Source organism: Pseudomonas sp. HMSC065H01, from assembly GCF_001815235.1.
GTDB lineage: Bacteria > Pseudomonadota > Gammaproteobacteria > Pseudomonadales > Pseudomonadaceae > Pseudomonas > Pseudomonas aeruginosa.
The window spans coordinates 193,678-205,058 of the sequence record NZ_KV819899.1; the positions used below are offsets into that span (position 1 = coordinate 193,678).

General features: G+C 67.1%; 9 protein-coding genes and 1 pseudogene. 6 read left to right on the forward strand and 4 right to left on the reverse strand.

Translation table 11 applies throughout. The features are described from left to right. The first annotated feature begins 52 nt into the window (after positions 1 to 52). The gene (locus HMPREF3014_RS19775; RefSeq protein WP_003102844.1) at positions 53 to 1,282 is read left to right on the forward strand and encodes a nucleoside recognition domain-containing protein; all 1,230 of its coding nucleotides are present in this window, start codon (positions 53 to 55) and stop codon (positions 1,280 to 1,282) included. Between the two features lie 18 nt (positions 1,283 to 1,300). Here the strand turns inward: HMPREF3014_RS19775 and HMPREF3014_RS19780 are convergent, their stop codons facing one another. Continuing rightward, complete coding sequence (locus tag HMPREF3014_RS19780; RefSeq protein WP_003114118.1) at positions 1,301 to 2,341, reverse strand: DUF5924 family protein; 1,041 nt, start codon at positions 2,339 to 2,341, stop codon at positions 1,301 to 1,303. Positions 2,342 to 2,714: 373 nt separating this feature from the next. Here HMPREF3014_RS19780 and HMPREF3014_RS19785 point away from each other — a divergent pair, with 373 nt between their 5' ends. Together HMPREF3014_RS19785 and HMPREF3014_RS19790 are read left to right on the forward strand one after the other, a co-directional pair. Further along, positions 2,715 to 4,004 carry an MFS transporter gene (locus HMPREF3014_RS19785; RefSeq protein WP_003096941.1) on the forward strand — a complete coding sequence of 430 codons (1,290 nt, stop codon included), beginning with the start codon at positions 2,715 to 2,717 and terminating at the stop codon, positions 4,002 to 4,004. Between the two features lie 142 nt (positions 4,005 to 4,146). Continuing rightward, complete coding sequence (locus HMPREF3014_RS19790) at positions 4,147 to 4,707, forward strand: GNAT family N-acetyltransferase (RefSeq protein WP_003096934.1); 561 nt, start codon at positions 4,147 to 4,149, stop codon at positions 4,705 to 4,707. 5 nt (positions 4,708 to 4,712) lie between these two features. Here the strand turns inward: HMPREF3014_RS19790 and HMPREF3014_RS19795 are convergent, their stop codons facing one another. Together HMPREF3014_RS19795 and HMPREF3014_RS19800 are read right to left on the reverse strand one after the other, a co-directional pair. Next, a complete protein-coding gene (locus HMPREF3014_RS19795; RefSeq protein ID WP_003118459.1) occupies positions 4,713 to 6,086 on the reverse strand; it encodes a M16 family metallopeptidase in 1,374 nt (457 codons plus the stop codon). Between the two features lie 68 nt (positions 6,087 to 6,154). Next, entirely contained in the window at positions 6,155 to 7,903 is a 1,749-nt protein-coding gene (locus HMPREF3014_RS19800) for a Na/Pi cotransporter family protein (RefSeq protein ID WP_003096931.1), read from the reverse strand. A gap of 353 nt (positions 7,904 to 8,256) precedes the next feature. On the opposite strand from HMPREF3014_RS19800, the gene HMPREF3014_RS19805 reads away from it, so the two are divergent. From HMPREF3014_RS19805 to prfH, 3 genes are all read left to right on the forward strand, one after another. Then, positions 8,257 to 9,057: a substrate-binding periplasmic protein gene (locus HMPREF3014_RS19805; protein WP_003121370.1), complete on the forward strand. Its 801-nt coding sequence runs from the start codon at positions 8,257 to 8,259 to the stop codon at positions 9,055 to 9,057. 367 nt (positions 9,058 to 9,424) lie between these two features. Beyond that, on the forward strand, positions 9,425 to 10,564 hold the full coding sequence (locus HMPREF3014_RS19810) for an RNA ligase RtcB family protein (protein ID WP_003118461.1): 1,140 nt from the start codon (positions 9,425 to 9,427) through the stop codon (positions 10,562 to 10,564). Further along, entirely contained in the window at positions 10,561 to 11,175 is a 615-nt protein-coding gene (gene prfH, locus HMPREF3014_RS19815; protein WP_003158566.1) for a peptide chain release factor H, read from the forward strand. The genes HMPREF3014_RS19810 and prfH overlap by 4 nt, the downstream gene beginning before the upstream one ends. A 5-nt stretch (positions 11,176 to 11,180) precedes the next feature. Here prfH and HMPREF3014_RS19820 read toward each other — a convergent pair. Further along, positions 11,181 to 11,381: pseudogene (locus HMPREF3014_RS19820) on the reverse strand (TerC family protein); the annotation flags it as partial.

Consider the following 11,381-nt stretch of genomic DNA (forward strand, 5'->3'; position numbering starts at 1 on the left):
GGCGCCGGCACCGCCTGCGCCGCTATCATCCGCGCAACGCGGGGGATTCTGAATGCTGAACGGCTTGTGGTTGGGTTTTTTCCTGGTGGCGGCGGCGAGTGCGCTGGCGCGCTGGTTGATCGGCGGCGATGCGACGGTGTTCGCGGCGATGGTGGAGAGCCTGTTCGCCATGGCCAAGCTGGCGGTCGAGGTGATGGTCCTGCTGTTCGGCACCCTGACGCTCTGGCTCGGTTTCCTGCGCATCGCCGAGAAGGCCGGGCTGGTGGAGCGCCTGGCGGTGCTGCTCGGACCGCTGTTCCGCCGGCTGATGCCGGAAGTGCCGCCGGGGCATCCGGCGATCGGCCTGATCACCCTGAACTTCGCCGCCAATGGCCTGGGTCTGGACAACGCCGCCACGCCGATCGGCCTGAAGGCGATGAAGGCGTTGCAGGAGCTCAATCCCAGCAGCACCACCGCGAGCAATGCGCAGATCCTCTTCCTGGTGCTCAACGCCTCGTCCCTGACCCTGCTGCCGGTGACTATCTTCATGTACCGCGCGCAGCAGGGCGCGGCCGATCCGACCCTGGTATTCCTGCCGATCCTCCTGGCCACCAGCGCCTCGACCCTGGCCGGCCTGTTGTCGGTGGCGCTGATGCAGCGCCTGCGCTTGTGGGACCCGGTGGTGCTGGCCTACCTGATCCCCGGCGCGTTGCTGCTGGCCGGCTTCATGGCGGTGCTCGGCACGCTCTCGGCCACCGCGCTGGCGCAGCTGTCCTCGCTGCTGGGCAACCTGACGCTGTTCAGCCTGATCGTGCTGTTCCTGATCGTCGGCGCGCTGAAGAAGGTGCCGGTCTACGAGAGCTTCGTGGAGGGGGCGAAGGAAGGTTTCGACGTCGCCAGGAACCTGTTGCCGTACCTGGTCGCAATGCTTTGCGCGGTTGGCGTGTTGCGCGCCTCCGGGGCGCTGGAAGTGGTACTCGGCGGGATACGCTGGGCGGTCGAGGGGCTGGGTTGGGACAGCCGCTTCGTCGAAGCGCTGCCCACCGCGCTGGTCAAGCCGTTCTCCGGCAGCGCGGCGCGGGCGATGCTGCTGGAGACCATGCAGACCCACGGCGTCGACAGTTTCCCGGCGCTGGTCGCCGCCACCGTGCAGGGCAGTACCGAGACCACCTTCTACGTGCTCGCCGTCTATTTCGGCTCGGTCGGCCTGCAGCGCGCGCGCCACGCGGTGGGCTGCGCGCTGACCGCGGACCTGGCCGGGGTCATCGCCTCCATCGCCGTGTGCTACTGGTTCTTCGCCTGAGGTCGCCAGGCTTCGACGTCACTGGGTGACGTCGAAGCGCAGGGTGCCGATCATCTGTCCGGCCTCGGTGAGTACCTTCACCTGCCAGTGGCCGACCGGGTCGCCGGGGAAGTTCTGCTTGTGGGTCCAGGCCCGGTAGCCCTCCTTGCGGCCGCCGTGGATATCCAGGGCGATGCGGTCGAACTCCTTCCCGTTGAACATCCACACGTGATAGATGCGCTCGTCGAGGCCGCGCGGCGCGTTGATCGCGGTATAGGCGAACAGGCCCTGGCTGCGCAACTGGGCGGCGCCGACCTGCTCCAGGCTGTCGCCGGGCGTGCGGCTCTGGTCGTCGAACTGGCTGCTCACCGCCACTTCGGTCAGCCACAGGGTGGCCGGCGGTACCCAGGTGCGGCCGAACCATCCGGCCAGGCCCACCGCCAGGGTCAGGCCGAGAAGCAGGAAGCCGCGCCACCAGTGCTGTAGCGGGAAGGTCACGAGCAGGCTGGGGAAGGACAGCACGACGGCGATGCCCAGCGACAACCGGTAGCTTTCCGGGGTGGTCAGGTGCAGCAGGATCGGCAGCGAGGTCAGCAACACCGCGAACAGGGTCAGGGTGTGGTAGGCGAGGAACACCCAACGACGCCTGGACAGCCAGCGATAGTAGAGCGGATCGGTGATGGAGATCAGCGCCGCGGCGGCCAGCGTCCCTGTGAACAGCGCCTGCCCGCTGTTCCAGGTGGTGGTGATGAGAAAGAACGGGAGGACGAAGAACAGGCTTTCCTGGTGGATCAGTTGGGTCGCGTAGCGCAGCAGCGGCGCCGGGATCTCCCAGCCGAAGCGGCGGGCGAAGGTCTCCCGCAGGAGGTTCTCGAGGATCAACCAGACCCAGCTGACCAGCATGATGATCGCCAGCACCTGGGCGAAGCCCTTCTGCCGGTCGACCATGATGAAACTGAACACGCCCGAACAGAAGCCGAACAGGGCGATGGTGCGCGGATAGCGGGCCATCAGGCCGCCGACCAGGGCGATCAGTTGCTCCAGGCGGGCCTTGAGGACGGGGCGTTGTTGGTTGGGCATGGGGACCAGCGGGTTCTCGATCGGAGCTGCTCGGCCAGCCGGCCGGGGCGCGCAGCATAACCCCGGCCGGGTTTCCTGGGTATGAACGAAGGACAGCTGCCGCGTGGCGAATGTTTCCTTCGCCCGACAGAGGCTCCGCTCTCCTTTCTGGAGGTCGACCAGGGAAAAAAGCGTCGCTTTCCCGACCGATGGTCGCGAAGCTTTCGACAGCCTTTCAAACCCCTTCAATTCGCACCTTTCGGGCAATTTTAGATTGTTCGACAGCAGTTTTTACACATATGGTTACAACTCGGTCGATGGATGACGTACCCGCCTGCGTGGCCATCGACGCCGCCATGGACCGCTTCCCCGTGTCTGCCTGAGTGTGTGTCCCATGGCCTCTAATAAATCCAAAGGTGTCGCCATTTTCCGTGTGGTCAGTGGCAACTTCCTCGAGATGTACGACTTCATGGTGTATGGCTTCTACGCCACCGCCATCGCCAAGACCTTCTTCCCCGGCGACAACCCGTTCGCCTCCCTGATGCTGTCCCTCGCCACCTTTGGCGCCGGCTTCCTGATGCGGCCGCTGGGTGCGGTGTTCCTGGGCGCCTACATCGATCGCCACGGCCGCCGCCAGGGCCTGATCATCACCCTCGGCCTGATGGCCATGGGCACCCTGCTGATCGCCTTCGTTCCCGGCTATGCCACGCTGGGCGTGGCGGCGCCGTTGCTGGTGCTGTTCGGCCGGCTCCTGCAGGGTTTTTCCGCCGGCGTCGAGCTGGGAGGGGTTTCGGTCTACCTGTCGGAGATCGCCACGCCAGGACGCAAAGGCTTCTTCGTCAGTTGGCAGTCGGCCAGCCAGCAGGTCGCGGTGGTCTTCGCCGGCCTGCTCGGCGTGCTCCTCAACCAGTGGCTGAGCCCGCAGGACATGGGCGAATGGGGCTGGCGCGTGCCGTTCTTCATCGGCTGCCTGATCGTTCCGGCGCTGTTCGTCATCCGTCGCTCGCTGGAGGAAACTCCGGAGTTCGAGGCGCGCACCCACCGACCGTCGCTGTCGCAGGTGCTGCGCTCCATCGGGCAGAACTTCGGCGTAGTGCTGGCCGGTACCGCGATGGTGGTGATGACCACCGTATCGTTCTACCTGATCACCGCCTACACGCCGACCTTCGGCAAGAACGAACTGCAACTGTCGGACCTCGACAGCCTGCTGGTGACCATGTGCATCGGCCTATCCAACTTCATCTGGCTGCCGGTGATGGGCGCGTTCTCCGACCGCATCGGGCGCAAGCCATTGTTGCTGGGTGCCTCCGCGCTGGCACTGCTGACCGCCTACCCGGCGCTGTCCTGGCTGGTCCGCGAGCCGAGTTTCGCCGGCCTGCTCGGCGTCGAGTTGTGGCTGTCGTTCCTCTACAGCAGCTACAACGGCGCGATGGTGGTGGCGTTGACCGAGGTGATGCCGGCGGACGTGCGCACTACCGGTTTCTCCCTCGCCTACAGCCTGGCTACGGCGACCTTCGGTGGTTTCACCCCGGCGGTCTGCACCTGGCTGATCCACACCCTGGACAACCGCGCGGCCCCGGGCATCTGGCTCAGTGGCGCGGCGCTGCTGGGGCTGCTCGCCACCCTGGTGCTGTTCCGCCGGCGCGGCAAGGAGATCGCCGAGGCCGAGCTGGCCAACGCCTGAGGCGTTTCGCCGCATGCCGTGCGTCGGCTCCCGCCGGGGCTGCGGCGGCGGCGTTGATGTCGATCAACCGGAGCTGCGCCAAACCGCGTAGACAGGAAGGAAGTGGTTGTACCGACTTCCTTCCCTTCCTGGAGATCGCATCATGTCCAATGTACAAAATGCCAGCCGGTCTTCCGCGTTCGCGGCGGTAGAGGGCGACCATTGGGTCGAGTCCCTCGACGATGGCCGCCACGTGCTGATCCGTCCCCTGCGCGAGGAGGACCGGGAGCGCGAACGCCAGTTCATCAACCGGCTGTCCCCGGCGACTCGCCACTTCCGCTTCCTCGGCGAGATCAAGGAAGCCAGCCCGGCGCTGCTCGATCAACTGATGGACATCGACTACCAGCAGAGCATGGCCTTCGTTGCCCTGGTGCACGAGGACGGTGAGCTGCGCGAGGTCGGTATCAGCCGCTACGCCGCCTGCTGCGAGGAAGGGCAGTGCGAATGCGCGGTAACCATCGCCGACGACTACCAGGGTCTGGGCCTCGACGCCGTGCTGATGCGCCATCTGATCGACGTGGCGCGGCGCAACGGCTTCCGCCAGATGTATTCGGTGGACTCGGCGGCCAACCGGGCGATGCGCGACCTTTGTTGCGCACTGGGCTTTGTCGGCCAGCGCGACCCGGACGACTCGACCCAGGTCATCCACCGCCTGGCCCTGTAGCCCGGTCAGGCGCGCCGGCGGCGCAGGCTGAACCAGAGCAGGCCGCTGGCCAGGAGACCGGCGGCGAGCAGCAATGGGTAGAGCATGTCGTCGTCGAATAGCGGCTTTTCGATGCGCAGGTAGCCTTCGCCGTCGAACAGCCGCTTCGCCAGCGCGTTCGCCTGTTGCAGGCTGACCTTCGCCAGGCGGCGCTCCTCATTGGGGAAATGGCCGTCCTCGTAGTCGGCCAGCGAGCCCCAGTAATAGTCCGCCAGCGCCGCGTTGCCCTGGGTGCTCCAGGCCAGCCTGGCGCGCTCGGCGAATTGCACCCGCTTGAAACGCCCCGGGTCCAGGCCATGCTGGCGGATGCCGTCGAGCAACTCGCGCAGGGCGGCCTCGGTGGCGGGTAGGTCGCTGCGCTCGACATCCGCGTCGAGGCTGAAGAAGCCCTGGTTGGCGAACACCTGGCGATCGGTCGATGGCCCGTAGGTGAGTCCGCGACGCACACGCAGGTCGGCGTACAGCGCGTCGTTCATATAGGCCTGGAGCAGGGCCATGGCGTCCGGGTCGGCGTCGTCCGGCTCCGGATAGATCCAGTGCAGCATCGCACCCTCGCCGAATGGCCGGGTGATCAGGGTGCGCCTGGCCTCGGCATGCCCGTTGGCCGCCGGCAGCTCGCGGCGCTCGGGGAGCTCGTGGTCTTCCAAGGTGCCGAAGGTCCGGGTCAGATAGGCCGGCAGGCGCGGATCGAGGTCACCGACCAGGATCAGGGTCATGTTGCCCGGTACGTACCAGTCGCTGCGCAGCCGCTCCAGCTGCTCCGCGCCAAGCGGCGCCAGCGGCGCGCGCTGGGAGCAGGCCAGGCCCAGTTCCACCGCCAGTTGGTCCATGGCGCCACGGCCCAGGTTCTCGCGGTCGAGCCAGCGCTGCAGGTGCGAGTAATGGCCGCCGCCTTCGCGCTCGATCACTCGCTTGGCGGCGGCGATGCGCGGCTCGTCCAGTTCGGTGCGGGTGATGGTGTCCAGCAGCAGGTCTAGGACCTGCCGCTGGGTGGCGGCAGGTGCCTCGATGACGAAGGTGGTGTCGCCTTCGCTGGTGTAGGCGTTCCATTGTCCGCCGAGGGCCTGCATGCGGGCTTCCAGGTCGGCCTCGTCGCCGCCGTCCAGGCCGCTGAAGAACAGGTGCTCGAGCAGGTGCGGCAGCTGCTTTTCACGGCACGAGAAGTCGGCGAAACCGACCCCCACCACCAGCCGGATCGAGACGTGCCGGTGCTGCTCGGTGGGCTTGAGCAGCACGCCCATGCCGTTTTCCAGCTGGAAGGCTTCGACCTCGCTGCGCTGGTCGGCGTACGACCAGGGGCAGAGCAGGCAGAACAGCAGCAGGGTGGACAACGAACGCATGGGCCGAGCCTGGAACTGAAAATACCGAGAATAGCGGATGCTTCATGACGAACCTACCCGCAGAACGGCTAATGTCGCGAACGGCGCGTTTCCGCTCGCTCCTCGGCGAGCGCTGGCTCGGCCAGCGGCGCCGAGGTCATGTCGTCGACTTCGTCGGCCCAGTCGTCCTCGTCCCGCCGAGTGCCCTCGTCGGCCGCGCTGCTCGGCGCGTCTGGATTGTCCAGCACGGCGTAGGCGATGGCGCAGAACAGCGAGTTGAGACGCTTCATGTCGCTGATCAGGTCCAGGTGCAGCGAGCTGGTCTCGATGCTCTGTACCACCTGCTGGTGCAGGCGGTCGACATGGGCATGGGCGTAGCGCCGTTCCTGCAGACGGAAGCGCTGCTTGGCCCGGCGCAGGCGCTTGGCGCTGTCGAGGTCGCCGTTGAGGAACACCGAGAGACCCAGGCGCAGGTTGGAGACCAACTGCTGGTACAGGGTGCCGATCTCTTCCAGGCCGGTGTCGGAGAACGAGCGGCTGCGCGAGGTCTTCTTGTCCTGCACGGCGGCGAGCATGTGCTCGATGATGTCGCCGGCCTGCTCCAGGTTGATCGCCAGCTCGATGATCTCCGCCCAGCGCCGGCTGTCGCGTTCGGACAGGTCCTCGCGCGGCATCCTTGCCAGATACAGCTTGATCGCGGTGTAGAGGGCGTCGACGTCGTCGTCGAGCTTGCGGATGTCCTTGCCGAGCAGCGGATCGCCGCCGCGGATGATCTGCATCAGATTGTTCAGCATCTGCTCGACGGTGTCGCCCATGCGCAGGGTCTCGCGCACCGCGTTGGCCAGCGCCAGGCTCGGCGTGTCGAGGGCGGCGGGGTCGAGATGGCGCGGCCGGGCGACGTCGTCGGGAAGGGCACGGTCGGGCATCACACGGGTGCAGAAGCTGGCCATGGCGTTGGTCAGCGGCAGGCAGGCGAGGCAGCGCGCGGCGTTGTAGAGCACGTGGAAGGCGATCACCAGTTCGGCTGTGCTGAACTGCCAGTGATCCATCCAGTCCGCCAGCGGCCCCACCAGGGGCAGCACCAACAGGCAGCCGGCGACCTTGAACAACAGGCTGCCGAGGGCCACCCGGCGACCGGCGGCGTTTTGCGCGGTGGCGCTGAGCATGGCCAGGATGCCGCTGCCGAGGTTGGCGCCGACCACCAGGCACAGCGCGACTTTCAGCGAGATCACCTTGGACGCGGCGAGGGTCGCGGTAAGCAGCACGGCGGCCAGGCTGGAATAGGAAATCATGGCGAACAACGCGCCGGTCAGCGCGTCGAGCATGATGTCGCCGGTCAGGCTGGAAAACAGTACCTTGACGCCCTTGGCTTGGGTCATCGGCTCGGCGGCGGCGACGATCAGCTGGAGCGCCAGGATGATCAGGCCGAGGCCGATGAATACCCGGCCGAGCTGGCCGAGGCGGGTCTGTTTGCGGCTGAGGAAGAAAATCACGCCGAAGAAGATCAGCAATGGCGAAAGCCACGACAGGTCGAGGGTCAGCACCCGCGCCATCAGCGCGGTGCCGACATCGGCGCCGAGCATGATCGCCAGTGCCGGCGCCAGTGCCATCAGGCCCTGGGCGACGAAGGAGGTGGCCAGCAGGGCGGTGGCGTTGCTGCTTTGCACCAGGGCGGTGACGCCGATGCCGGCGGCGAACGCCAGCGGGCGTTTTTCCACGCTGCGACTGAGGATGCGCCGCAGGTCGGCGCCGTAGACCCGGAGGATTCCGGTGCGGACGATATGCGTGCCCCACACCAGCAGGGCGACGGCAGAGAGCAGGTCGAGCAGTTTCAGCATGGCGTGGCCCCCCTGGCACTACGACGAATGGCCAACCTCGCGCCAGGTTCCGCGTGCGTTGCGCCGCGGAGCCCGGACAACGGCGCCAACGGCCACGATGGAAAGGCAGCGTTCAGGCGAGTTGTAACACGAACGTCATATTTGGACAGGCGCCCCCCGCGGGAGTTCGTCTCGGCAGCCCGAGCGGCAGGGCGCCTACCCTTCATTCAAGCGTGCGCGCCGCGAAACGGCGAGGATTTTTTCGCCTTCCGTTCGATGCATGCGTTTGCGCCACAGGCCATGGAATTAGCCGACAGGAAGGGTATCCTTTGCACCTTTTAAAAAGCCCCGGTCTAGAGGGATACAGAGGAGTGGTGCGGATGCGATTTTCGGGGATCAGTGGCTGCCTCTCGGCAGCGGTGTTGGCGCTCGGGGTAGGGGGAGCGCCGGTGGTTCAGGCCGATGCGCTGGGCGATAGCCTGGAGCAGGCGCACATCCGCAAGGCGACCTTCGCCGCGCCGGCCTGGGAAGGCTATACCAACGCCGACGGCAGCGGTCTGTACTGGGACCTGCTGAAGCAGGTCTATGCGCCCTACGGGCTCGACGTGAAATTCATCAACATGCCCTGGAACCGCGCCAACAAGCTGATGACCGCGGGCTCCATGGTCGATGGCGTGCCGGGCGAGATCCCCGGCGTTGAGGGCAAGCTGTACGCCCAGTTGCCGATCGACATCGAGTACCACGGCGTGATGCATGCGGCGAAGACGCCCTTTTCCGGCCGCGCCAGCCTCACCGGCAAGCGCGTCGGCTGGCGCCACAGCTACAACCTGATCCCCGCGGAGCAGCGCGACTTCACCCTGGTCGAGTGCGTCCGCCCCGAGCGTTGCACCGAGCAGGTCCAGAACGGCGAGCTGGATTTCTTCCTCGACGAGCCGGACGAACTGGAAAAGCAGCGCAGCGAAGCGCATCTGCCGGCCGACGCCTACCCGATCGCGCAACTGCCGCCCGGCAAGGAGTCCTTCATGACCTTCGCCGACAGCGCCAGCGGCCGGCTCCTGCGCGAGGTCTACGACGCGCGGGTACGGCAGATGGCGGCGTCCGGCGAGCTGCGGGCGCTCTACCAGCGCTGGAACAGCGAGGTGCCCGGCGCCGTGCAGGCTCTTTCGGCGCAGTGATGCGCCGCTCATTTCCATCGCGAAGCCTTTCCGGGGCTTGCGCGGTGGGAATGAAACGCCTAGGATTCGCCCTTCATTTCCCCCACTTACGCACCGCAAAGGAGGTTACATCGATGATTCAGTTCTCTACCCTTTGCAGGCTGCGCCTGGCCTAACGGCCACCGAAACCTACCGCTCGACCCCCTGCACCGCTGAACGATTCCCGCCCTTGCGTCCGCGCAAGCTTCCGGCGAGAGGTCATCGGCTGCCGCGGTCACCGCTCCCCAGGTTTTCACTTCTCCGTTAGACGCCCTTCGCCCTTCCGCGAGTGCCCGCTCGGCTTCGGTCTGCCCCCCGGATCTACCGTTTCAATCACATGGATTGGATTATGGGCAACTACATCAAGCCTTTGTCCGCGGGCGTCGCACTGATCGCCTCGGACAGCACCTGGATCGAAGGCAAGGCGATCCAGCAACTGCAAACCACCGCCGAGCTGGACGGCATGCGCCGCGTCGTCGGTCTCCCGGACCTGCATCCCGGCCGCGGCTATCCGGTCGGCGCGGCGTTCTTCTCCGTCGGTCGCTTCTATCCGGCGCTGGTCGGCAACGACATCGGCTGTGGCATGGCCCTGTGGGAAACCGGCCTGGCCCCCGGCAAGCTGTCGGCGGACAAACTGGAAAAGCGCCTGGGCAATCTCGACCTGCCGCTGGACGAGACCTGGAGCGACTGCATCGAAGCCCTGGATCTACCGGCCCGCGAGCACTGGCGCGCGCTCGGCACGATCGGTGGCGGCAACCACTTCGCCGAGCTACAGCAGGTCGAGACCGTGTTCGACCAGGCCGCCCTGCACGCCCTCGGCCTCGATGCCGGCCGCCTGCAACTGCTGGTGCACAGTGGCTCGCGCGGTCTCGGCCAGGCGATCCTGCAAGAACAGGTCAGCCTGCATGGCCACGCCGGCCTGCTCGACGGCAGCCTGGAAGCTTCCGCCTACCTGGCGCGCCACGCCGATGCGCTGCGCTTCGCCGAGGGTAACCGCCAGCTCATCGCCCGGCGCATTCTCGAACGCTTGCGCTGCGACGGCCTGGAACTGCTCGACATCAACCACAACCTGGTGGCGCCGGCACAGGTCGATGGCGTCGACGGCTGGCTGCACCGCAAGGGCGCCACCCCGGCCGACCAGGGCGTGCTGGTGATCCCCGGCTCGCGCGGCGACTACAGCTACCTGGTGGAGCCTGTGCCGAGCGCGCAGAGCCTGTTCTCCCTGGCCCACGGCGCCGGTCGCAAATGGCAGCGCGGCGAGTGTCGGGAGCGTCTGGCGGCGCGCTTCAGCGTCGACCAGTTGGGCCGTACGCGCCTTGGCAGCAGGGTGATCTGTGGCGACCGCCAACTGATCTACGAGGAAGCGCCGGAAGCCTACAAGGGTATCGACTCGGTGGTCGGCGCGCTGCTCGAAGCCGGCCTGCTGCGCCTGGTCGCCCGCCTGAAGCCGGTGCTGACCTACAAGACCCGTGGGGAGTGCTGCCGATGATCCTGCTGCAACTCTCCGCGGCCCAGGGGCCGGCGGAATGCTGCCTGGCGGTGGCGAAGGCGTTCGAGCGGCTGTGCCTCGAGGCGGCGCAAGCCGGCGTCGAGGTCGAGGTAATCGAGGAGGTGGCCGGCGAGCGTCCGCGCACCTGGCGTTCGCTGCTCCTGGGGCTGCGCGGCACTGCCGCCGAAGCGCTCGCCGAGCGCTGGTGCGGCGGTATCCAATGGATCTGCCCCAGCCCCTACCGGGCAAGGCATGCGCGCAAGAACTGGTTCATCGGCGCGGAGCGCTTCGCCGCGCCGCCGGCCAGTCTGGAGGGCGAGATCCGTTTCGAGACCCTGCGCTCTTCCGGCCCCGGCGGCCAGCATGTCAACACCACCGACTCGGCGGTGCGCGCCACCCACCTGGCCAGCGGCATCAGCGTCAGGGTGCAGAGCCAGCGTAGCCAGCACGCCAACAAACGCCTGGCGATCCTGCTGATCGCCCGGCGCCTCGCGGACCAGGCGAGCAGCGCGGCCGACGCGCTGCGCGCGGAGCGCCGCCAGGCCCACGGTCGGATCAGTCGCGGCGCGGCTCGCCGGGTATTCCGCGGCGAGCGTTTCGAGCCGGCCTGAGCGGCTCAGTCGCCGAGCACTTCCTTGCGCAGCTTCACTGGCTCTTCGCCCCGCTTGCGCGCGGCAGCGCCGCGCATGCGGATGTTCAGCGCCTCCACGGCCAGGGAGAAGGCCATGGCGAAGTAGACGTAGCCCTTCGGCACATGGACTTCGAAGGCTTCGGCGATCAGCACCGTGCCGACCACGATGAGGAACGACAGGGCGAG

Coding starts and splice junctions, on each gene's coding strand:
- HMPREF3014_RS19785 (WP_003096941.1), top strand. CDS start 2,715: ATGGCCTCTAATAAATCCAAAGGTGTCGCCATTTTCCGTGTGGTCAGT.
- prfH (WP_003158566.1), top strand. CDS start 10,561: ATGATCCTGCTGCAACTCTCCGCGGCCCAGGGGCCGGCGGAATGCTGC.
- HMPREF3014_RS19790 (WP_003096934.1), top strand. CDS start 4,147: ATGTCCAATGTACAAAATGCCAGCCGGTCTTCCGCGTTCGCGGCGGTA.
- HMPREF3014_RS19775 (WP_003102844.1), top strand. CDS start 53: ATGCTGAACGGCTTGTGGTTGGGTTTTTTCCTGGTGGCGGCGGCGAGT.
- HMPREF3014_RS19780 (WP_003114118.1), bottom strand. CDS start 2,341: ATGCCCAACCAACAACGCCCCGTCCTCAAGGCCCGCCTGGAGCAACTG.
- HMPREF3014_RS19795 (WP_003118459.1), bottom strand. CDS start 6,086: ATGCGTTCGTTGTCCACCCTGCTGCTGTTCTGCCTGCTCTGCCCCTGG.
- HMPREF3014_RS19810 (WP_003118461.1), top strand. CDS start 9,425: ATGGGCAACTACATCAAGCCTTTGTCCGCGGGCGTCGCACTGATCGCC.
- HMPREF3014_RS19800 (WP_003096931.1), bottom strand. CDS start 7,903: ATGCTGAAACTGCTCGACCTGCTCTCTGCCGTCGCCCTGCTGGTGTGG.